Raw genomic sequence first — 20,840 nt, forward strand, 5'->3', positions numbered from 1 at the left:
CCTTATGTAGCTTAGAATGTCATACTACGTATCCTATTACAAGTTAGCGTTTATACTGGTATAATGACTGCTAGGATACTAGGCTATGGAGGGAACTTGATATGAACACAAAGGAACGACTTCAAGAGTTATCCAACTTTCTTACGTCTCATCGTTCACGATTACAACCGCATGAAGTTGGTTTAATTGGTGGAACAAGACGGCGCACACCCGGTTTACGCAGGGAAGAAGTCGCGACGATTGCCGGTGTGAGTACGACTTGGTATACATGGCTAGAGCAAGGCAGAGAGATCAAGATGTCCGTCCAAGTGCTGGACCGCATCGCATTCGCTTTGCAATTGAACGAGGATGAGCGTCAATACTTGTTCATGTTAGCTTTGGAGCAACCAGCGCCGACAACGTTTGTTGATAAAATACCGACAATCAGTCCAGCGTTAAATCGGATCCTCACTGAACTTCATGATTGCCCAACGATTGTTTCCGATCGCAGGTGTCATATTGTAGGCTGGAATCAAGCCGCGGCAGCTGTTTTTCTAGATTTCGCCAAGCTTCCAGAAGGGGAGCGTAATATGATTTGGCTGCTTTTTACCCGTAAAGAATTGAAATCGTTAGCGGTCAACTGGAGCGACTTTGCGAAAGGATTTTTGGCGATGTTTCGTTCTTATTATGGCCAATATGTAGGCGATAACTGGTATAGCGCGTTTATCGAAGATATGAGTGAGCGGAGCAAGGATTTTCGTGCCTTTTGGAATGAAAGTGATGTCAGCACGGCGCCTGAAGTGTTCATTGAATTTCGCCATGCTAAGGTAGGGAAGATGCTGTTCGATCTCACAACTTTGCAGGTGCAAGGACGAACGGACTTGAGATGCAGTGTCTATACACCATCGATTGGTTCCGATACGGATACGAAAATTAGACTTTTGATGAGTAAATTAAGCGAATGAACTTAGGTGTTCCTTGTCTCTTGCAACCTCATCGAAATATGTACATACAAGTTGAGCGAATGGTATAATACGTTCACAATCAAAGCCTCGAGGTGAAGGATGAAAGAAAAGCAATTACCGAAATATATACAACTGAAACAGGAAATTTTATCTTGGCTGCATACAGGTAAGCTCAAACCTAATGATCAGATGCCCTCTGAGAACGAAATTGCCGAGCAATTTCTGATAAGCAGGCAGACGGTTCGTCAAACGTTCGGAGAGCTGGAGAAAGAAGGCTGGCTGTACCGGATGCAAGGCAAAGGGACATTCGTCTCTACGCCCCAAACTCAAAAATCCCGCGATGTCCAAACGATTGGCATCCTAACAACATATATTTCTGACTATATTTTTCCTCATATCGTACGAGGTGCAGAAGCCGCGCTGCGGGCTAGAGGCTATCGGCTGCTGCTGTCTTCCACGGACAATGACAAGGCCAAAGAACGAGAAAGTTTGGATATGATGATGAGTCAACCTTTGAGCGGACTGATTATTGAACCAACGAAAAGCGCAGAGGGCAACCCGAATCTCAGTTCCTATTTATCTTTGGATTATCAACATATCCCGTATCTTATGATCAATGAGCGGTACCCAGAAATGAATTGTCCATCGTTAACGATGGATGATGAAGAGGGTGGATATAAGGCTGCACAGCATCTCATAGAGCTTGGGCATCGCCGGTTGGCTGGCTTTTTCAAGACGGATGATTTACAAGGTGTGAATCGGTTAAAAGGCTTTATCCGTGCGCATCAGCATTATCAAGTCCCGCTGCTCCCCGAATTCGTCATTCACTATACGACAGAGGAAAAACGCGAGAAACCGTACGTAAGTGCGATTGCGATGCTGGAGCAAAGTGACGCGCAGGCTCAGCCGACGGCCTTCGTTTGCTATAATGATGAGCTCGCGATTCATTTGTTAGAGGCTGTACGTACCACTGGATTGCAGGTTCCGAAGGATGTTTCGCTCATTGGGTTTGATGACTCAACACTTGCTACTGCGACCGAAGTGAAATTGACATCCCTTTCCCATCCGAAAACCGAGCTTGGCAGTGATGCAGTGGGTATTTTGCTTGATATGATTGAGAATAAACGCGCTAGCGGCAGCGAAACAGGTAAAGTGTACAAGCCTGAATTAATTATTCGGGCGTCAACGATTCGCATTTAATTTTCAAGCGAAGTCACATTTGTCTATATTTTCGCAATTTACGTCCATTGACTTTGTTCACAAAGTTGGGCTAAAGTGAAATCAAAGTGTCTGTCCATCGATTGGCTGGACTCCGCACAAGCAGTTAACTAGGAGGAGAAGAAGAGGATGTCTACAAAAGCGTATGAAGGAACGTACAACGGAGAACAAGCAATTTGGTTACAGGCTGGACGTTATGAAGCGGTAGTTTTGCCGGAAGTTGGGGCAAATCTCATCGCTTTTCGTGATATAGAGAAAGAATATCGCTTCTTACGCGAGCCAGCGATGGAGGAAATGGAAGCGTTTAAAGAACGCCCAATCGTTCACGGCATTCCCGTATTATTTCCGCCGAACCGTTATGAAGATGGGAAGTTTCCTTGGAAAGGGAAAGTGTTTCAATTCCCGGTGAATGAACCCAAAACAGGCAATCACCTGCACGGATTTGTACACAATATTCCATGGGCTGTTGAGAATTTCAGCGCAGATGAACAAGGGAGCCGTGTTTCATTAGCTTTGCGCGTGCGCGAAGGGCATTCGGTTCATGAATTTCTGCCTTTTGACTTCACGATTCGCTTGAGCTACACCTTGAATGAGCAAGGTTTGCATCAACAAATTTCCGTACATAATGATGGACAAGAAGCTATGCCGTGTTTGCTGGCATTCCATACAACGATTAATGCGCCGTTTGCAGTCAACAGCCAACCGTCCGATTATTCGTTCCAAATGACGATCGGTGAGCGTTGGGCATTGAACGATCGGATGCTTCCGACGGGTGAGTATCAAGCACTTTCCGCCGATGAAGAGAAGATGAAAGTAGGCGGTTTGTCGCCATTCTTCGAAGGCATGGATAATCATTATACAAGTGTGCCACAAAATAGCCGCAACTTCATGGCATTGACAGATGCACGTGAAGGCATCAAACTAGTCTATGATGTAGGAACATCCTATAAACAGTGGATGATCTGGAACAACGGCAAGACAGAAGGGTTCTTCTGCCCAGAGCCGCAGATGAATTTGGTTAATGCACCGAACGTTGATTTACCTGCGGACCAGATAGGTTTAGTTTCGTTGGAGCCAGGCGAAGTTTGGGAAGAAACAGCTCGGTTATATACGATTCAAGTCGCGAAATAAGCGATTCGTTAAGGAATGACAGCACCCCCTTTGATGCATGGCGTGAATCCGATGGGAGGATCGACTTGCATGGAGGGGGTATTTTGATCAATGGAGGTGTACATATGGGAAAGTGGGATCACTTGGATCGGGAGCAGCTGATCGAGAAAGTGGAGGTAATATCGCTTGAAAATGAAAAATTGAAGGCGGAAATTGCGCGACTACGAGGCGTGAAACGCCCACCATCTGGCTCAATGGACAGCATGTCCACCAAATTGAAGGAAGCTTTGCGCGAATAATTGCGATAACCAAAGTGCGAATTACTGTCTCGGTTCGACAAAGTGGATGGGATTCGCTATAATGAAAACTGGCAAAAGGAGGGAACTGACATGAGTGAAACGAATTTGAATGAAACATTACCGCCAAAAACGTGTTCCATCGATCGTCTTGTTACGAAGGAAGCGGAAGTAAGCAAGGTTCTTGCGGGCCAAAAAACAGCATGTCGTCGTAATGGACGTTATGCAGATATCGGTGAAACGATGGAGTTGGAAGGTACGTCATTTACAGTAACGAATGTGTACCAACAAGCTTTGGGCGATCTTACACCTGAACATGCGAAAATGGAAGGTCACGAGACTGTTGATGAGTATCGCGACAGTATTCTTGCTATTCATCCGGGTATGCCTTGGCTGCCACAGATGAAAGTCTGGGTACACGAATTTCAAAAAGCAGAATAAAACAAAGAACCGTGTGGATCCTAGATTCACACGGTTCTCTCACATCAGCATAGAACGGATGGTTAAATTGTCTTGGTACATCATCATGCTTTATATTCATATTTTTAGTGTTGTGTTAAGTATAGGGCCTTATTTTGTGTTATTCCCATTACTTGCTCTTATTCGCAGAGCGCCATTTGAACAGCTCCCCGATTATCTAGAGCCTTTCCGGATTACGGTGAGACTCACTAAACATGCCGGTCATGTGCTGGTAGCTACAGGGATTCTTCTAACGTGGATTACCGCTTGGACGTGGGATACCTCATGGATTGTCGCCACCGTACTCATCATGGTTGCCTCGTTATATTTCATTGCACGTGCCTTTTCACCCTTACTCCGCCAGCTCAAAGCCCCGCATGAAGATCGTGACTCCATCGTCAACAAGCTTCGTAAAGCGCTAATCCTGTATGTGATCATTACGCTCGCGATGATGTGGTTCATGGTGTCCAAGCCGACGATTTGGTGAGTAGGAGCAGAATAAACGATATCCTAACAAATTATGGTTTTTTCGCGAACATCACCACGAAATTATAGGACTTGTAAACACAATCCACTTCCTCGAAACCACAGTCCCGGAGCCAACTAAGCTGCGTATCGAGCGGAGCCATTTTATCCAGCTTCGTCCGTTCATAGGCAGCTTGAAGTGCTTCTTGGGACAGGTCTGTCGCTTCAATCTTGGCAACCCAATCTGACCGGTATAACTTGTCGATGAAGGGGGTTTGACCTAAGACTTGATCGGCGTTTACGAATATGCCGCCAGGCTTTAAAAGCTTGAAAATACGTGTAAATAAGGCCTGTTTAGCCTCATCTTCCAAATGATGAATGGAGAGGGAGGAGATGATGGCATCGAACGGTTCGGGTGCATCGAAAGACGAGTAATCGTCGGCCACATAAGTGATTTTAGCTTCGCTATGAGCGAAACGTTCTTTGGCAATGTCGAGCATCCCGGTCGATAGGTCAATTAATGTTAGTTGGGCTTGCGGATACGATTGCAGGACATAGGATGAAAAGAGACCTGTTCCTGCGCCTAAATCGAGGATCCGTGGGGCTTCTGTATCTAGCTGAACTAAGGCGGCCGCCGTATTGTAGAAATCATCAAAACAAGGAATCAGTTTTCTCCGCTGACTATCGTATTTCTGGGCAATTTCATCGAATTTGGTTAAAATGTGATGCTTGTTGTTGTCGGTGTTCATAGATGAATCACTCCATTTCCATTTATTGGGTCATGTACTCTGTGCTCTTAGTGTAATAGGGAGAACGGAAAATATCCAAGACTTAAAAGGAATGACGTTATAGGTAATACCTATTGTTCTTGAAACACCTATAGTTTAATTTGGTGTGTGTTAGGCGCGAGCTCGTCGCAGTAATACATTTATAACTTCAGAGAAGACAAGTCCAATGGCGATGGCACCTGAGACCAGAAAAGCTTTAGCAGCCAGCTGCACAGCGACATCATAATGATTTTGTACGACATTACGCATGGCGTCATAGGCCAGTCCACCCGGAACTAGCGGGATAATGCCGGAGACGCTGAATACGATGACGGGTGTTTTATAGATTTTAGCAAAAAACTGACTAATAATGGTTACAACAAAGGACGCAATCAGTGTGGCCAAGATAGGGTCTACCAGTGCCTGTTGAAAAGAGAAATAGAGCATCCAGCCAATCATACCGACGAAACCGCACTGCACAAGCGTTCTTCGAGGTACATTAAACAGAATGCCAAAAGCTGATGTCGCAATGAAGCTCGTCAGGAGTTGTTCAATCATTTCCACGCTAGACTTCCTCCCCCTCGATAAAAGGTCAACACAAACGCAATTCCCGCCCCGATGGCAAAAGCCGTCAAAAACGCTTCAGCGCCTTTGGATACGCCAGATACGAAGTGCCCCGCCATTAAATCACGCACGGCATTTGTAATGAGAAGCCCAGGAACAAGCGGCATGACAGAGCCGATAATAATAGTATCGAGATTATGTCCGAGACCGATTTTGACCGTGAGATAAGCCATAAATCCGATGATCAGAGAGGCGAGAAATTCGGCAAAGAATTTGATCGGCACTAATCGATGGAAATAGGTTAAGGAGATCGTACCTGCGCCGCCAGCCAGAAAAGCGGGTATGAAATCCGACCATTTACCTTGAAACATAATGAGAAAACAGCCGCTTGCTATCGCTGCGACGAGCGTTTGGAACCAAGTAGGATATCTGCGTTTATCCGCTTGGATTTGTTCAAGCAATTGAAGTGCTTCACTCGGAGTGAGCTCACCTTGGCTGATGCGTCTGGATATGGCATTAACGACCGTTACTTTACGCAAATCCGTTGAGCGGGAAGAGATACGAATCAGCTTGGTCGTTTGTTCAGGTCCATCTAAGGAGAAAATAATGCCAGTAGGCGTCACGAAACTATGAGACTCCGGAATCCCGAAGGCTTCGGCCACGCGAGACATGGTGTCTTCGACACGGTACGTTTCACCGCCGTTTTCCAGCATGATTTTACCTGCGAGAAGGCACACTTGTGCGATTTCATAATTCGTAGAAGCAGGCTGCGCCAGAGCGTCCAAATCCTTCCATGAGAGAGTTTATTGACCATAGTATAAATGAAAAGGTCATGTTTTGAAAATCAGTGATGATCTAGGTTCGCCATTTCTGACAATGAATGTCTGTCCATCTATGCTATAATTTAGCAACGCTAAGCTCACTGCCTACACTGTAAATGTACTCACAGATGCGTTAGTTAACAGCTCGGTCATTAGCTATGCGACAGCAAGAAGCATGACAATGGGTGATAAATAGAATAAACATCAAGCAGAGGAGAACCATATGCCCCAATATATCGCGTTATTGCGTGGAATTAATGTAAGTGGTCAGAAAATTATTAAAATGGACAAACTGCGAAGCCTATTCGAGTCCTTGGGCTTTACGAAGGTGAGTACATACATTCAGAGTGGGAATGTGATTTTTGAAAGTGATGAGATGGACCCTAAGGTACTGCGTGACCGGATCGTTCAAGAGCTTTTGACCCAACTTACCTTCGATATTCCTGTGATTATTCGTACGCCGATTGAGTTACAAGAAGTAGTTCAACACTCACCATACCCGACAGTAAATGCGGATGCCAATGAGCAAAGGTACGTAACCTTGTTGTCACAAGCTCCAACAGATGCCGCGCTCGTGAAATTGCTGACCGCTCAAAGTGAGGTCGACGAATATCAAGTAAGGGGACTCACTGTTTACTTGCTCATTCGTAAAAACTACGGAGATTCCAAGTTTAGTAATAACTTTATCGAGAAGAAGTTAGGCGTGGCGGCCACTACGAGGAACTGGGAAACGGTGAATAAGTTGATCCAGCTGGCGGGAGACGCTGCAGAGTAATGCGGGTGACTGGATTTGGGGAAATGGTTGTTTGAATTTCGCAACGGATTTTTAGGGGATTAACCTGCATTATCGCTGGAATTCGCTGGTTAGTATTTAGCTACTTTAAAATCGTGGCTTATATGGTGGTCGGTAGGAGCAAAAGCTACTATGAATTTGAGGTTATGTAATGATAAATGGGATTATTTGCATAGTCAGCATGAGGATGGGGGAGCCTTAGGAGATCAACCAATGAACATGGATAGCGTGTTCATACAAAGGAAGGCGAACTTATCTTATGTTCTTGTGGATCAACAAAGGAAGTCTTCTTGGTAGCATGGTGCTGAAAGGACTAGTGCGTGTTAAAACCACGCGAGCACTCCTTCTCGCGTCGCTCCTGCTGGCGTGCTCCGCTGCGCCCGCGCAAACACCGGCCTCCGCGGCGGAGGCCAAACCGCACGGGATCGCCATCCCCGTGCTGAACTACCACAGCATCGGGGTGGCCACGGGGAACACGTACGTGCTCCACCCCGATACGTTCGCGCGCCAAATGGACTATTTGGCCGCGCATCACTTCACCCCCTTGACGCTGGCCGAATTCGCCAGCGTCCTTGAGCACAAGCAGCCGTCACCAGCACACCCCGTGTTGCTCACGTTCGATGACGGCTATGCGAACAATGCGGAGGTGGCGCTGCCTATCCTCCAGAAGCACGACTTTCCGGCGACAATTTACCTGTCGACCGCACTCGTTCATACGCCAGGTTATCTAACCTGGCAGCAAGTCAAGCAGCTGAGCGCAGCAGGGTGGGATGTCGCGTCGCATACGATGACGCATCCTCACCTGCCAAAGCTCAGCAAGAAGGAGCAGCACGAAGAGATTTTGAATTCGCGCGCTATCATTGAACATGAGCTGGGAAACCAACCAGCGAACACGTTCGCTTATCCGTACGGCGAGTACAATCGTGCGACATTGCGGATTTTGAAGAAAGCACAATTCCACTACGCTTTCACAACGCAAGAGGGGTGGGCAACCTCCGAACAACCTCCGCTAGAGCTGCACAGAATCGTGGTAGACAGCCAAAAACCATTCGAAGATTGGGTGCATGCACTAACGGAGCCAACAGCAAAGTAAGCGAAATTTTTCAGAACTCGTGTGGCGGGCGTGTCGAGTCAATTTATACACACTCTAAGTTTAATAGTGGATTTACCTAGGTTTTTGAGTATAATCGTAGATAGAGTTGATAACCACTTTCACTATAAAATGTCGTTTAAGGAGTCGTACAATGTCAAAAACACTTATTTTCGGACATAAAAATCCGGACACTGATTCAATCACATCCGCAATTGCTTATGCTGCATTGAAAACGAAATTAGGTCAAGAAGTTGAAGCGGTTCGTTTAGGATCCATTAACGGCGAAACACAATTCGCACTTGATACGTTTAAAGTAGCCGCTCCACGTGAAGTTCAAACCGTTGCAAACGAAGCAGAAAATGTAATCTTGGTTGACCATGTTGAGCGCCAACAAAGCGCTAGCGACATCGATCAAGTACGCGTTGTGGAAGTCATCGACCACCACCGTATTGCGAACTTCGAAACAAGCCATCCGCTTTACTACCGTGCAGAGCCGGTTGGGTGTACAGCAACGATTCTAAATAAATTGTACAAAGAGAACGGCGTTGCCATCGATAAAGACATCGCTGGTTTGATGCTTTCTGCCATCATTTCTGATTCCTTGTTATTCAAATCCCCGACTTGCACAGAGCAAGATGTCGCTGCTGCTCGTGAGCTAGCTGCAATTGCTGGTGTAGACGCTGAAGTGTACGGTCTGAACATGCTGAAAGCTGGCGCAGATCTAAGCGACAAAACGGTGGCACAATTGATCTCTTTGGATGCGAAAGAATTCCAGATGGGCAGTTACAAAGCTGAAATCGCACAAGTTAACGCAGTTGACGTGAACGATGTTCTTTCCCAACAATCAGAAATCGAAACAGCTCTTCAAGCAATCATTGCGGAGAAAAACTTGGACTTGTTCTTGTTCGTTGTTACGGACATTTTGAACAATGATTCGGTGGGGCTTGCTCTTGGACGCAAAGCGGATGCGGTTGAGAAAGCTTACAACGTAACGCTTGTTGACAACAAAGCCGTTCTTAAAGGCGTAGTATCCCGTAAATCTCAAATCGTTCCTGTCCTTACAGACATTTTCAACAACCTGTAGGTTACATAGCAGCATAGACGAACACCGTTCATTCGATAATGAACGGTGTTTCTTTATATTTTGGAGTTACTCGTAACATTTGGTATGATAAGAAGATAATTGGAGAAAGAGGTGGAGCAAATCATGAATGATCACAATCAAGGCACTAATTTAGATAAAGCTACATTTGCAGGAGGCTGTTTCTGGTGTATGGTAACACCATTTGAGTCGCTGCCTGGTATTATTTCCGTCGTTTCCGGCTATATTGGCGGGCATACGAGCAATCCAACCTACGAGGAAGTGTGTTCAGAGACGACTGGCCATGCGGAAGCGGTACAGATTACGTTCGACCCTGAACTATATCCTTATGAGAAATTATTAGATACGTACTGGCGCCAAATTGATCCAACCGATGCGGGAGGTCAGTTTCATGATCGCGGTTCATCGTACCGGACATCGATTTTTGCCCACAGCGACGAGCAGCTAGTTAAAGCGGAAGCTTCCAAACAAGCGCTGCAGGATAGCGGTCGCTTCGATCGTCCAATCGTCACGGAAATCGTGCGCATAGATGCCGAGTCTTTTTATCCAGGGGAAGAGTATCACCAAGATTATCATCACAAAAATCCGCTCCGATACAAAGCGTACCGCAAAGGCTCTGGTCGCGACGCGTACATTTCACAATATTGGAACACAGCTAAAGATAAAGAAGAACGCAAGAAAAAGCTTACACCGATCCAATTCGCGGTTACACAGAACAATGCAACGGAGCGCCCTTTTGAGAATGAATTCCATGATTCCCACGAGAAAGGTCTGTATGTCGATATCGTTTCCGGCGAACCCTTATTCACTTCTTATGATAAATTCGATTCTGGATGCGGCTGGCCGAGCTTCACGCAGCCTTTATTCGAAGGACATGTGAAAGAGGTCACGGATACAAGTCATTTCATGATACGTACGGAGGTCAGAAGCACGGAGGCGGATTCGCATCTTGGGCACGTTTTTAACGATGGTCCTGGCCCGAATGGTCTGCGATATTGCATCAATTCAGCTGCATTGCGCTTTATCCCTTTTGCTGATATGGAGAAAGAAGGCTACGGAGCTTACTTGCGTTTCTTTGAAGGGAAGTAATATTTTCAGGTAAGTCCCGAGACTAGGCGCATACATTGAGATATGGAGCGTTGAAGCGGGAGGGAGTTGCCATGGTCAAATCTCCGGATCTACGAGATCTTCCCTATGTCATGCAGCAAGGTGTGAAGTACTTTGAGTTGGTAGCAGAGCCGGTGGAGCAAGAAATATTACCTGGTATTTTTATAAAAGGGTGGGGCTACAACGGCAGCATTCCGGGGCCTACGATTCGCGTATATCCAGGGGATTGGGTGATCATTCGTGTGCACAACCATCTCCCCGAAGCGACAAGTGTACATTGGCATGGGCTGGATGTACCGAATCGGATGGATGGTGTGCCAGCTGTGGAGCCTTCCCCTTATATTGAACACGGGCAGTATTTTGACTATCATTTTCAAATTGTAAATCCACCTGGTACCCATATGTATCACACCCATGTTGATGTGGTTATGCAAGAATTGATGGGTTTGTGCGGCGGCTTCATCATCGAGGATCCGTACGAGTGTGAGGTTCAAAAGGACTACTTTATCATGCTGCAAGAGTTTCACCTGAAAGGGTTGGAAAAAGGTATGGTGAAGCCAGGGTATTTTGAGCTTGAAACCATGTCAGACTCGTTTAACTTTTTCACGATGAATGGCCGCTGCTTCCCACACACGACTTCGCTACCTGTTCGATATGGGGAGGATATGCGCATTCGTTTTGGAAATATTGGCATGAATGCTCATCCGATTCATTTTCACGGACATCAATTCTGGATCGCTGCCATGGACGGAAATTTCATTCCTTCGTATAACAGGGAACTTCGAAATACTGTATTAGTACCTAGCGGAGTTACGGTAGATATCGAATTTACCGCTCAAAATCCGGGCGTTTGGCCGCTGCATTGCCATATGCCGCATCATACGTCCAATAACATGACAAAGGCCACTGGCGGGATGTTTACGACCGTTCAGTATGTGTAGAGACAATCGTTATAGCTTGTATTTGAAGAAGAGGAGCCTCGGGCTCCTCTTCTTTTCTTTACATATGCAATCCGAACCTCACTTGTGAAGCTACAAGAATTGTCTATAACTCTTCAATAACGGAGCCTTGAACAAATTGATCACCTAGTAATAACGCGATTAGTTTTTTAGCAACTGTTGCCGGAGAAGCAAGCATACCTCGTTCTTTTGCCCTTTTAAAAATATCCGCTGAGGCAAAGCTGCTGCTATTTGCGTCCCTAGCTTCCTCCTGCAGACTTGTGTCAATCATTCCAGGCCAAACCGAAATGACTTTTACAGAAGATGAATCATCACCTTGTTCTGTGCCAACACATTTTGAAAACACATCAAGACCTGATTTCGCTGCAGAATAAACGCTCATCCCAGGAATTAGATTCTTTGCAGACATGGAGGAAATGTTTAAGACACGTCTTTCGATTTGAAAATATTGAGAAAAACGAATAAAGAATGAGATTAATAGGATTGGTGCAAGTAAATTGATATGCAGATTATGAATTAACTCTTGTGTGCTACTTTCTTCAATCCTACATAAAGGAGAAATAACTGCCGCATTATTCACAAGGTAAATTTTTTCGGCATTTCGTACATCGATTCTACTGAATACTTGCTCCATCATGTTTTCAATGTTGTCGACATTGTTTAAATCAAACTCGAAGTAATCCATATGATTGCTACTAGAAATCAAGGTTTCATTCTTATTTCTTGAAATGCAAATGAGATGGTGATCAGGAGAAATGAGGTTCTCAGCAATGGCTTCACCTAGACCTCTGGATGTACCTGTGATTATAAAATATTTCAAAATGAAATCTCCTTCACGAATTGGTATCTGGTACTAGTACTAGGTACAATGTATGCCGTTATATGGAAATTGTCAATTTGCATTGCACTGTAATTTCTGAACTTGGGTCAGGAGGAGACAATCGTTATACTCATTTTTTCCGCTAAAGTCCATTGACGCTGAGCAACACTTCTGGGTAAGATAAAAGCCATAATCACATATGAGGTCATGATCAAAGACATGATTTCCTACACGAACTGCCCAGAGAGAGAAGTAATAGCTGAAATCTTCTCCTGTCACCGGTTGGAAATTACCCCTTTGTAGCTGTGACGTTGAACCCTCTGAGTTCACCTCAAGGAAGTATGCGGCACCGCCTTATCCCCGATATCGGATACCAATAAGGTCTTGCTTGTCGTTGCTTTGGTTGATATCAAGGTGAACGTAGAAGCAAGTCGAATTAGGGTGGAACCACGAGCTGAACGCACTCGTCCCTGTCTGGGATAGAGGCGTTTTTTTGCGTTCAAAAATAGGAAGAAAGGGAGGCAAAGAACATGGAAATTCAAGTGATTTTATCAGATGGAACAAGTAGGAGGTATGCTGCTGGAACGACGGTAGAACAAGTAGCGGGATCTATTAGTCTAGGGTTGAAAAAAAATGCGATTGCTGGCCGAGTAGATGGTGAGCTGGTCGACCTGCAGCAACGGATTGACGCCGATTGTCACCTCGAAATCGTGACACTTGAAAGTAAACAGGGGATAGACGTGTACCGGCATAGTACAGCACATGTGTTGGCTCAAGCACTGAAACGCATCTATGGTGAACAAGCGATTCAGCTGGGTATCGGTCCCGTTATTGAAGATGGCTTCTATTATGACATTGACATTGATAAGCCATTATCAAGTGAAGACCTGCTTGCGATTGAAGCTGAGATGGAGAATGTTATTCAGGATAACTTCTCCATTGTTCGCCGAGTCGTCAGCCGAGATGAAGCCCTTCAAATTTTTGCGGACAAAGGGGAGTCGTATAAGGTTGAACTGATTAACGATCTGCCGGAGAACGTGGAAATATCGATTTATGATCAAGGTGAATTCTTTGACCTATGTCGAGGCCCGCATATGCCGTCTACAGGACGTATTAAAGCATTTAAGCTGCTCCATGTAGCAGGTGCATATTGGCGAGGGGATGCAAGTAACAAGATGCTGCAGCGCATCTACGGCACTGCTTTTCCGAAGAAAGCGCAGCTAGATGAGCACTTATACATGCTCGAAGAAGCGAAGAAGCGCGACCATCGCAAGCTGGGGAAGGAACTTGAGCTGTTCATGTTCTCGGAAGAAGCGCCAGGTATGCCTTTCTATTTGCCGAAGGGGATGATCTTGCGCAATGAGCTTGAGAATTTTGCTCGCGAGCTTCAGCGGCTAAGGGACTATGAGGAAGTGCGGACGCCGCTCATGATGAACAACCGAATCTGGGAGGAGTCGGGGCACTGGGATCATTACAAAGACAATATGTATTTCACAAATGTGGATGAAACGAAGTTTGCGTTGAAGCCCATGAACTGCCCAGGGCACATGCTCATTTATAAAAACAGTTTGCATTCCTATCGGGAGTTGCCGATTCGTCTATCCGAATTTGGTCAAGTCCACCGGCATGAGTTTTCAGGTGCATTGAATGGGATGATGCGTGTTCGTACATTTTGTCAGGATGATGCACATCTCTTTGTTTTGCCTGAACAGATCGAGGATGAAATTGGCCGCGTCATAGAGCTGATCGCTCACGTGTACCAGGTGTTCGGATTCGAATACAAGATTGAATTGTCCACTCGGCCGGACGACTACATGGGTTCTAGCGAACTATGGGATCAAGCGGAGAAATCGTTACAGCATGTTCTGGATAATAGGGGAATTGAATATCGTGTCAATGAAGGGGATGGCGCTTTTTATGGCCCCAAGATCGATTTTCACATCTTAGATGCGTTGAAACGGAGCTGGCAGTGCGGCACAATCCAATTGGATTTCCAAATGCCGGAGAAGTTCGATCTGAGTTATATCGGTGACGATAATTTGAAACATCGCCCTGTTGTGATACATCGTGCTGTGTATGGTTCGGTTGATCGGTTTATGGGAATTTTGACGGAGCACTTTGCTGGTGCATTCCCTCTGTGGTTGGCACCCGTGCAAGTGAAGATTCTCCCTGTATCCGACCATGAGCTGGACTATGCGTTTGAGGTGAAGAAAGCGTTGGAAGAAGCAGGCATACGGGTGGAACTAGATGTGCGGAGTGAGAAACTTGGTTATAAAATTCGCGAAGCGCAGCTAGAGAAAGTGATGTACATGCTCGTGCTTGGCGAGAAAGAACGCATCTCCGGCAACGTCTCCGTTCGAAAACGGGGCGAAGGTGATCTAGGACTCAGACCGATACCGGAGATGATCGAACAGATTGTTGCTGAAATTCGTTCAAAGCAATAAAAAGGGCTACATGGACTCTTTTTCATACCAAGGGTTCAAATGAATGAGAACTTCATCCACATCATGATGCTCATCCATAATAGACTTTTTGATCACGCGCGAGATATCATGCCCTTGTTTAATCGTTAGATCGCCTGGAATCGAGATGCGGGCATCGACCAAAATGTAATGTCCATGTTCTCGAGCGCGAACACGATCTATTCTTTTAACTTGAGGTACGGCTTCAATCAAGGCAGTAAATTGCGCGAGTCGGTGTTGATCGACGGTTTTTTCCATTAGGACATCGAAGGCTTCCTTGGCCATCTCGGCACCCAGTTTAAGTACAAGTAATGAGACCACAATTCCCGCTGCCGCATCGCCATAACTTAGCCAGTGAATGTCATAAGCTTTACCGATAAATGCTAAACCGATCCCGATGACAGCAGCAAGTGAAGCATAGACATCCGCTAAGTGATCTTGTGCAGTGGCTATCAAGCTCTTACTGTTGGTATTGCGACCAATCTTAATCGTATAGACATAGAGAAGATATTTCCATACAACGGAAACAGCAGACGCGACTAATGCAATTACACTTGGTGCGCTTGGTTCATGGAAGAGCGCAGAAACCGCATGATAACCGATATAAAGGGCAGCAATCACTAGGATGAAAGCGACAAATCCTGAGCCAAGCACTTCCGCTTTGCCATGTCCGTAAGGATGATCTTCATCCGCGGGAAGCTTGGAAATACGCATAGCGCTTAGGGCGGCGACGGTTGCGATGATATCCCCAGCGTTGTGAACACCATCTGCTAATAAGACTTCACTATGGAAGAGCAGACCGATGATAATTTTGATCAGCGTAAGGAAAATGTTACTGAATAGTGAGAGCCATATGGCCAAAACGGATGACTTGTTGTCGATGTGCATGAATGATGACCTCCTACAGAATTGTTTCCCGAAGGAAAAAAAATCCCTCGACCTATGGTCGAGGGATTTGGCTGATTTTTATGGGCGAATCTAGCAAACTATCAATAATTGGCATATTCAACACTTCACTTTACAGAAATATCTTTGTATAATACCACACATAACGAGAAATCACAAACCACCAAACGTCTATGGAAGGAAGTCGATTCACATGCGTGTACATGAATTTAAAATCTCAAAGGATCTCGAACGGAGCGATTTATCAAGTATTTCAGTGAAATCCTCTCATTTTATTTCGGATGTGACGCTCGATTTTCAGTGGGATGATAAGCACCATATAGTGGATGTGAAGAGCCTTCTCGGCATGCTGTTAGTTCCCATCAAAGGAGGTACAACTTTACGGCTTCTGACGAGAGGGAAGGACGAAGAAGAAGCGATGCATTTTATTTTTGATTTATTTCAAATCTTTTGTTGAACATTTATTAGTATGCGCTTCCATAGCACAAAATGTGACCACTTTCTCACAAGATTGGATAGAGCGATACCGCGCTAAAAGGGATAGAATAGCAGATATAACTAGTGTGTTTACACGCTAGAATGGGCTGTTGGAGGTTGTGTTCAGATGAGTAACTATCGCGTTGTCGTTGTTGGCTGTGGTGGTATGGCCAATGTATGGGTTGAAAATATGAAGCAAAGAGAAACCTGTGAGATTGTTGCACTTGTGGATATCAAAACAGAGTTCGCGCAAGCGATGGCTGACCGCCACGGGTTAACTTGCGGCGTATATACGGATGTAGAAGAAGCGATTCGTGAAAACGGTGCAAATCTGGTGCTGGATATTACGATACCGGCGAGTCATTTTCAAGTAGCGAGCACCGCGCTTCGGAATGCCTGTGATGTGCTCGGTGAGAAGCCAATGTCGGCTACGATGGCAGAGGCACGTGAACTTGTTCAGATTGCCGAAAAGGCGGGTAAGACACTGTCGATTATGCAAAATCGCCGCTATGACGCGAATATCCGTGCTCTTCGCGAGCTGATCCAATCCGGCACGATTGGCCGCGTGGGATATGTAGGGGCGGACTTCTTCTTGGGTCCGCATTTTGGGGGCTTTCGCGATGCCATGGAAAGCCCGCTGATTCTAGACATGGCGATCCATACCTTCGATCAGGCTCGGTTTATTACCGGGGCAGACCCCGTATCGGTGTACTGCCAGGAATTTAACCCGCCCGGCTCGTGGTACGCCGGGAATGCCTCTGCGATCTGCATCTATGAGATGTCAGACGGCTCTGTGTTCTGCTACCGCGGCTCTTGGTGCGCGGAAGGGGCGCCGACCTCTTGGGAGGCGGCGTGGCGTGTGACGGGCGAGCAGGGCACCGCTCTGTGGGACGGCGCGGGCGCACCGTACGCGGAGGTTGTTGCTGCCGGCGACCAAGACGGCAAGTTCCTTCGCGAGTTCACGCGTGTAGACGCGGACGTGAATTGGACAGGACGCAGCGGCCATGCCGGCTGCTTGGATGAGATGTTCGCGGCGCTGGCCGAAGGCCGCCGCGCGGAGACCGACTGCCGCGACAATATCAAGAGCATGGCGATGGTATTGGGCGCGCTGGACAGCGCGAAGCTGGGGCAGAAGGTCGACCTGCGCACGTATTGGAGCTAGGCAGGCGCAGCTGCTTAGCATTGAATTACACTGTATTGCACAGTATAGCACTACATTGCACTGTAACGCTTCGAAATTCATTGAACTGCATTGCACTGTATTGCATTGCTAGCAATGCATAACACTGTACTGCATTCGAAATGTAATGAATTGAATTGCATTGAAATCGCATTGAATCGCATGCAAAAAGCCTACAAACCACACGATGTGTGCGTTTGTAGGCTTTTTATACGCGCAAAATCTAAAACTAACTAACAAGCTTCCGTAGAAGGATATGGCGCAAATTTAGGTAGTCGTGAAGTTAACTGGAAAACATCCATCTATTTTTCACATGTCTTGCTGTTTTCTCAACTTAGATGGATTTCCTACAGTTAATCTGGCAGAATACGCTGTTTTCAAGCGAAACGAGTCAAATTAACGTCATGAAATCCAGTTATTCATGGTTTTCTGTCCGTTTGGCTGGAATTACCTGCATGAAATCCAGTTATTCCACACACATGCGGGCTAGCCGGATTGATCCGTTTTAATGAATATCCTTCTTCTTAAACCGTCCACCCTTGACATCGTGAATATTCCCGATTGCCAGGAACGCACGTGGATCCAGATCATCGACGATGGATTTCAATTTCGCTTCTTCCAATCGGGTGATGACGCTGAAAATGACTTTTTTATCATCGCCGGTGAATGCACCTTCGCCATTGAGGTACGTGACGCCACGACCTAGGCGAGATGTGATGGAGTCTCCGATTTTCTGATACTCGTCACTGATAATCCATACCGATTTGGACTGATCAAGTCCCTCAATCGTAATATCAATCATTTTAAAAGCAATAAAGTAGGCAATTAAGGAATACATTGCGCGATCCCAGCCAAATACGAAACCTGCGCTGGCCAGAATAAAGAAGTTGAAAAACATCACGATTTCGCCTACAGAGAAAGGCATTTTCTTACTGAAAAGAATAGCGACAATTTCCGTACCATCTAATGAACCGCCTGAACGAATGACCAGTCCGACGCCGATCCCCAGGATAATCCCGCCAAATACTGCAGCTAGCAAAGGATCGATGGTGATGGCTTGAACAGGATGCAATAAAGATGTACCGATGGACATTAAGATAACTGAGAATGTTGTGGATATTGCAAAGGTTTTACCAATCTGCTTATATCCCAGTACGACAAAAGGCAAATTGAGCAGAACGAGAAAGATACCGATAGGAAAACCAGATAGATGAGAAAGTATGATGGAAATCCCGACAATACCACCGTCGATAATGTGGTTTGGAACCAAGAAAATTTCTAATCCGATGGAAACCAAGATGGTTCCGATAATCATAAAGAAGATTCTGCGTGCAAATTTCATTCGTGTTAATTTCTGATGTTGCGCATGTGCGTGAGCTTGTTCAGCCCCTGTCAGTGAGTTAGCCATGAAAGTTTCCTCTTTTCCTCAATCATTCATTTTCGTTACGATGAGTAAGAAGGAATGAGGCCCGTATAACGTGAGGTGAATTTGAGGAACGCAAGAAGAAGTACTTTCAGCTTTTTCCAGATCAAACTTGTCAAATACACGATAAAAACGACAAAAACTGTCATTTCATAGAGTTTATAAATCTGGTCATACAGATATATCTTATTTTCATCAACATGTATGATTTCTTTAGAAGGCAGCTGCTGTTGCTGGGTCAATACTTGTGTCGTATTCGCCGTAACAAGTACGTCGGCATCGGCGGTATTGTGGTTGGAAATGGGCGGTGTTAAAGGGAAAATGAACAAGGCAAGAATCACCCAGACCATGATCGTCCAACAACATTTTCGTGAAATAGGGTTCAGGGACATCCCCTCCAAACAGTGTAAACCAAATTTGCTTGAATTGTAGCATTTCACTTCCGATGAGTCAAACATCGCTGCTACTCGTTCATCGTTACGATTCCTTTTTCGAAACCGGACCATTAAGGCCTATTCTGCATATATTAGGTAGATGACCCCTATTCAGAGAGGTGACAATGTGCGAAATGTAATTGGTATTCTCCTAGATCATAAAACTTATGTTGGTATTGTTCAAAAGCAAACCGGCTATGAATACATTGAACATTACAATCGCGCGGCTAAAGGGCTTGGATTGATACCATTTTACATGTGTTTACAGCACGTCAGTGACAAGTCAGCACTAGGTTTGTGCTATGACAATGATCGCTACACGCTGAAGCGGTTACCGATTCCTAAAGTGATTCATAACCGGGCAATGACCCTCTCTCCTTATTTGCAAAAGAAATTACAGGCTCTAGCCAAGACGAGTCAAGTGTTCAATGGTCAAAATCGACACGATAAGCTGCGCGTTCATAAGCTGCTTCATGCTAGCAAAGGGAGCGCATCCTATATCCCCCAAGCTATGTCTTATTCACGTGATCATATTATGAAGGCGATGAATCAATTCATCTCCTTTTATGTCAAACCCACGAATAGCAGTGTTGGCAAAGGGGTCTTAAAGGTTACGCTAATGCCGGACGGATTATGGGAAGTATGCTGGAGTAACAAGGAACCAAGAGTTCTTGAAGAGCAGCCTGCACTTGATTTCATTGAAGCGAAAGTGAAGGGACAGCCATATCTAATTCAAAAAGCCGTACCTTTAGCAATGTATCAAGGGCGCCCTTATGATTTACGAGTCTCAGTCCAACGTGGTGGAACAGGGGAATGGGGCGTAACTGGCATAGCAGGAAAAGTCGCAGCGAGCGGCCGTCATGTTACCAACCTCGCCAAGGGCGGTGAAGCTATGCGATGTGAGAAGCTATTTCTAGCGAATGGTTTTAACCCCGAGCTGAAAAGGGAGCAGGTTGAGAAGGCAGCATTGCAAATCGCAGAGAGCTTAAGCAAACAAATTCCTGCGATGTCCGATGTGGGGATGGATATTGGGATCGATCAGAGCGGCGATATTTGGTTAATCGAGGTCAATGGAAGGGATCAGCGATATCAATATAAGCATTTGAATTTGAATAAGACGTTTTATCGTACGTACGAGACACCGATGCGTTATGCGAAATATTTATTAAGTAAGTGAAATGACAATAGACGCGGGCCAAGCGAGTCAATCCACGTCGAGAAGGTGGAGTGGGGATGTGAGTAATCGTGTTCTAGTTATCAAAATGAATCTGTTACCTTGGTATAACGAGCTAGACGATCAGTTAGAAGTGCTTCATTATTCTTTCCCATTAAATGTAAGAGAACGTATCTTAACGCTGGGTGATTATCGAATCCTCTCCATTAACCGTTACCAAACGCGATTAAGACAAATCCAACAAGTTTCTGCAAAAGATTAACGGC

23 protein-coding genes are annotated in these 20,840 nt (G+C 45.6%); 16 read left to right on the plus strand and 7 right to left on the minus strand.

Features of this window, described 5'->3' with window-relative positions:
- Positions 1-101 precede the first annotated feature (101 nt).
- From A8709_RS15795 to A8709_RS15815, 6 genes are all read left to right on the plus strand, one after another.
- Positions 102-944 carry a helix-turn-helix transcriptional regulator gene (locus A8709_RS15795; RefSeq protein ID WP_065853308.1) on the plus strand — a complete coding sequence of 281 codons (843 nt, stop codon included), beginning with the start codon at positions 102-104 and terminating at the stop codon, positions 942-944.
- 99 nt (positions 945-1,043) lie between these two features.
- On the plus strand, positions 1,044-2,144 hold the full coding sequence (locus tag A8709_RS15800; RefSeq protein ID WP_065853309.1) for a GntR family transcriptional regulator: 1,101 nt from the start codon (positions 1,044-1,046) through the stop codon (positions 2,142-2,144).
- Between the two features lie 147 nt (positions 2,145-2,291).
- Positions 2,292-3,293, plus strand: a complete 1,002-nt coding sequence (locus A8709_RS15805) for an aldose 1-epimerase (protein ID WP_065853310.1) — start codon at positions 2,292-2,294, stop codon at positions 3,291-3,293.
- A 104-nt stretch (positions 3,294-3,397) separates the two neighbouring features.
- Positions 3,398-3,571 carry a hypothetical protein gene (locus tag A8709_RS34580; RefSeq protein WP_167357088.1) on the plus strand — a complete coding sequence of 58 codons (174 nt, stop codon included), beginning with the start codon at positions 3,398-3,400 and terminating at the stop codon, positions 3,569-3,571.
- A gap of 90 nt (positions 3,572-3,661) precedes the next feature.
- Positions 3,662-4,009: an ASCH domain-containing protein gene (locus tag A8709_RS15810; protein ID WP_065853311.1), complete on the plus strand. Its 348-nt coding sequence runs from the start codon at positions 3,662-3,664 to the stop codon at positions 4,007-4,009.
- A gap of 85 nt (positions 4,010-4,094) precedes the next feature.
- Positions 4,095-4,514, plus strand: coding sequence for a DUF2269 family protein (locus A8709_RS15815; protein ID WP_244163209.1), 420 nt, complete (start codon positions 4,095-4,097; stop codon positions 4,512-4,514).
- A gap of 31 nt (positions 4,515-4,545) precedes the next feature.
- Here the strand turns inward: A8709_RS15815 and A8709_RS15820 are convergent, their stop codons facing one another.
- The 3 genes from A8709_RS15820 to A8709_RS15830 all read right to left on the minus strand — a co-directional run bounded on the left by A8709_RS15820 (position 4,546) and on the right by A8709_RS15830 (position 6,599).
- The gene (locus tag A8709_RS15820) at positions 4,546-5,241 is read right to left on the minus strand and encodes a class I SAM-dependent methyltransferase (RefSeq protein WP_065853313.1); all 696 of its coding nucleotides are present in this window, start codon (positions 5,239-5,241) and stop codon (positions 4,546-4,548) included.
- Between the two features lie 150 nt (positions 5,242-5,391).
- Positions 5,392-5,817: a threonine/serine exporter family protein gene (locus tag A8709_RS15825; RefSeq protein ID WP_065853385.1), complete on the minus strand. Its 426-nt coding sequence runs from the start codon at positions 5,815-5,817 to the stop codon at positions 5,392-5,394.
- Positions 5,814-6,599: a threonine/serine exporter family protein gene (locus A8709_RS15830; RefSeq protein ID WP_065853386.1), complete on the minus strand. Its 786-nt coding sequence runs from the start codon at positions 6,597-6,599 to the stop codon at positions 5,814-5,816. Before A8709_RS15830 ends, A8709_RS15825 begins: the two co-directional genes overlap by 4 nt.
- A gap of 268 nt (positions 6,600-6,867) precedes the next feature.
- Here A8709_RS15830 and A8709_RS15835 point away from each other — a divergent pair, with 268 nt between their 5' ends.
- From A8709_RS15835 to A8709_RS15855, 5 genes are all read left to right on the plus strand, one after another.
- Positions 6,868-7,419 (plus strand): DUF1697 domain-containing protein, encoded by a 552-nt coding sequence (locus A8709_RS15835; protein ID WP_065853314.1) that lies wholly within the window; start codon positions 6,868-6,870, stop codon positions 7,417-7,419.
- Between the two features lie 478 nt (positions 7,420-7,897).
- Positions 7,898-8,530 (plus strand): polysaccharide deacetylase family protein, encoded by a 633-nt coding sequence (locus A8709_RS15840; RefSeq protein ID WP_244163210.1) that lies wholly within the window; start codon positions 7,898-7,900, stop codon positions 8,528-8,530.
- 151 nt (positions 8,531-8,681) lie between these two features.
- Positions 8,682-9,614 carry a manganese-dependent inorganic pyrophosphatase gene (locus A8709_RS15845; protein WP_065853316.1) on the plus strand — a complete coding sequence of 311 codons (933 nt, stop codon included), beginning with the start codon at positions 8,682-8,684 and terminating at the stop codon, positions 9,612-9,614.
- Positions 9,615-9,737: 123 nt separating this feature from the next.
- Positions 9,738-10,721: a peptide-methionine (R)-S-oxide reductase MsrB gene (msrB, locus tag A8709_RS15850; protein ID WP_065853317.1), complete on the plus strand. Its 984-nt coding sequence runs from the start codon at positions 9,738-9,740 to the stop codon at positions 10,719-10,721.
- 71 nt (positions 10,722-10,792) lie between these two features.
- Positions 10,793-11,680, plus strand: coding sequence for a multicopper oxidase family protein (locus tag A8709_RS15855; RefSeq protein WP_065853318.1), 888 nt, complete (start codon positions 10,793-10,795; stop codon positions 11,678-11,680).
- A gap of 103 nt (positions 11,681-11,783) precedes the next feature.
- On the opposite strand, the gene A8709_RS15860 is transcribed toward A8709_RS15855, so the two are convergent.
- A complete protein-coding gene (locus tag A8709_RS15860; RefSeq protein WP_065853319.1) occupies positions 11,784-12,518 on the minus strand; it encodes a (S)-benzoin forming benzil reductase in 735 nt (244 codons plus the stop codon).
- Between the two features lie 530 nt (positions 12,519-13,048).
- Here A8709_RS15860 and thrS point away from each other — a divergent pair.
- Positions 13,049-14,962, plus strand: a complete 1,914-nt coding sequence (thrS, locus tag A8709_RS15865; protein ID WP_065853320.1) for a threonine--tRNA ligase — start codon at positions 13,049-13,051, stop codon at positions 14,960-14,962.
- A gap of 6 nt (positions 14,963-14,968) precedes the next feature.
- On the opposite strand, the gene A8709_RS15870 is transcribed toward thrS, so the two are convergent.
- Complete coding sequence (locus tag A8709_RS15870) at positions 14,969-15,868, minus strand: cation diffusion facilitator family transporter (protein WP_065853321.1); 900 nt, start codon at positions 15,866-15,868, stop codon at positions 14,969-14,971.
- Positions 15,869-16,079: 211 nt separating this feature from the next.
- Between A8709_RS15870 and A8709_RS15875 the strand changes: the two genes are divergently transcribed.
- Together A8709_RS15875 and A8709_RS15880 are read left to right on the plus strand one after the other, a co-directional pair.
- A complete protein-coding gene (locus tag A8709_RS15875) occupies positions 16,080-16,343 on the plus strand; it encodes an HPr family phosphocarrier protein (RefSeq protein ID WP_065853322.1) in 264 nt (87 codons plus the stop codon).
- A gap of 147 nt (positions 16,344-16,490) precedes the next feature.
- Positions 16,491-17,525 carry a Gfo/Idh/MocA family protein gene (locus A8709_RS15880; protein ID WP_065853323.1) on the plus strand — a complete coding sequence of 345 codons (1,035 nt, stop codon included), beginning with the start codon at positions 16,491-16,493 and terminating at the stop codon, positions 17,523-17,525.
- 523 nt (positions 17,526-18,048) lie between these two features.
- On the opposite strand, the gene A8709_RS15885 is transcribed toward A8709_RS15880, so the two are convergent.
- Positions 18,049-18,951, minus strand: a complete 903-nt coding sequence (locus tag A8709_RS15885; RefSeq protein WP_084224975.1) for a YitT family protein — start codon at positions 18,949-18,951, stop codon at positions 18,049-18,051.
- 35 nt (positions 18,952-18,986) lie between these two features.
- Positions 18,987-19,316 carry a hypothetical protein gene (locus A8709_RS15890; RefSeq protein ID WP_141692552.1) on the minus strand — a complete coding sequence of 110 codons (330 nt, stop codon included), beginning with the start codon at positions 19,314-19,316 and terminating at the stop codon, positions 18,987-18,989.
- 211 nt (positions 19,317-19,527) lie between these two features.
- Here A8709_RS15890 and A8709_RS15895 point away from each other — a divergent pair, with 211 nt between their 5' ends.
- Both A8709_RS15895 and A8709_RS15900 read left to right on the plus strand, forming a co-directional pair.
- Complete coding sequence (locus A8709_RS15895; protein WP_065853325.1) at positions 19,528-20,577, plus strand: YheC/YheD family endospore coat-associated protein; 1,050 nt, start codon at positions 19,528-19,530, stop codon at positions 20,575-20,577.
- Between the two features lies 1 nt (position 20,578).
- Positions 20,579-20,836: a hypothetical protein gene (locus A8709_RS15900; RefSeq protein ID WP_141692553.1), complete on the plus strand. Its 258-nt coding sequence runs from the start codon at positions 20,579-20,581 to the stop codon at positions 20,834-20,836.
- Positions 20,837-20,840 lie beyond the last annotated feature (4 nt).

Source organism: Paenibacillus pectinilyticus (assembly GCF_001700435.1).
Lineage (GTDB): Bacteria > Bacillota > Bacilli > Paenibacillales > NBRC-103111 > Paenibacillus_E > Paenibacillus_E pectinilyticus.

Excerpts from the sequence above, each read along its gene's own strand:
- A8709_RS15795 (WP_065853308.1), top strand. The coding sequence starts at position 102 with ATGAACACAAAGGAACGACTTCAAGAGTTATCCAACTTTCTTACGTCT.
- A8709_RS15800 (WP_065853309.1), top strand. The coding sequence starts at position 1,044 with ATGAAAGAAAAGCAATTACCGAAATATATACAACTGAAACAGGAAATT.
- A8709_RS15805 (WP_065853310.1), top strand. The coding sequence starts at position 2,292 with ATGTCTACAAAAGCGTATGAAGGAACGTACAACGGAGAACAAGCAATT.
- A8709_RS34580 (WP_167357088.1), top strand. The coding sequence starts at position 3,398 with ATGGGAAAGTGGGATCACTTGGATCGGGAGCAGCTGATCGAGAAAGTG.
- A8709_RS15810 (WP_065853311.1), top strand. The coding sequence starts at position 3,662 with ATGAGTGAAACGAATTTGAATGAAACATTACCGCCAAAAACGTGTTCC.
- A8709_RS15815 (WP_244163209.1), top strand. The coding sequence starts at position 4,095 with ATGCTTTATATTCATATTTTTAGTGTTGTGTTAAGTATAGGGCCTTAT.
- A8709_RS15820 (WP_065853313.1), bottom strand. The coding sequence starts at position 5,241 with ATGAACACCGACAACAACAAGCATCACATTTTAACCAAATTCGATGAA.
- A8709_RS15825 (WP_065853385.1), bottom strand. The coding sequence starts at position 5,817 with ATGATTGAACAACTCCTGACGAGCTTCATTGCGACATCAGCTTTTGGC.
- A8709_RS15835 (WP_065853314.1), top strand. The coding sequence starts at position 6,868 with ATGCCCCAATATATCGCGTTATTGCGTGGAATTAATGTAAGTGGTCAG.
- A8709_RS15845 (WP_065853316.1), top strand. The coding sequence starts at position 8,682 with ATGTCAAAAACACTTATTTTCGGACATAAAAATCCGGACACTGATTCA.
- msrB (WP_065853317.1), top strand. The coding sequence starts at position 9,738 with ATGAATGATCACAATCAAGGCACTAATTTAGATAAAGCTACATTTGCA.
- A8709_RS15855 (WP_065853318.1), top strand. The coding sequence starts at position 10,793 with ATGGTCAAATCTCCGGATCTACGAGATCTTCCCTATGTCATGCAGCAA.
- thrS (WP_065853320.1), top strand. The coding sequence starts at position 13,049 with ATGGAAATTCAAGTGATTTTATCAGATGGAACAAGTAGGAGGTATGCT.
- A8709_RS15870 (WP_065853321.1), bottom strand. The coding sequence starts at position 15,868 with ATGCACATCGACAACAAGTCATCCGTTTTGGCCATATGGCTCTCACTA.
- A8709_RS15875 (WP_065853322.1), top strand. The coding sequence starts at position 16,080 with ATGCGTGTACATGAATTTAAAATCTCAAAGGATCTCGAACGGAGCGAT.
- A8709_RS15880 (WP_065853323.1), top strand. The coding sequence starts at position 16,491 with ATGAGTAACTATCGCGTTGTCGTTGTTGGCTGTGGTGGTATGGCCAAT.
- A8709_RS15885 (WP_084224975.1), bottom strand. The coding sequence starts at position 18,951 with ATGGCTAACTCACTGACAGGGGCTGAACAAGCTCACGCACATGCGCAA.
- A8709_RS15890 (WP_141692552.1), bottom strand. The coding sequence starts at position 19,316 with ATGGTCTGGGTGATTCTTGCCTTGTTCATTTTCCCTTTAACACCGCCC.
- A8709_RS15900 (WP_141692553.1), top strand. The coding sequence starts at position 20,579 with ATGACAATAGACGCGGGCCAAGCGAGTCAATCCACGTCGAGAAGGTGG.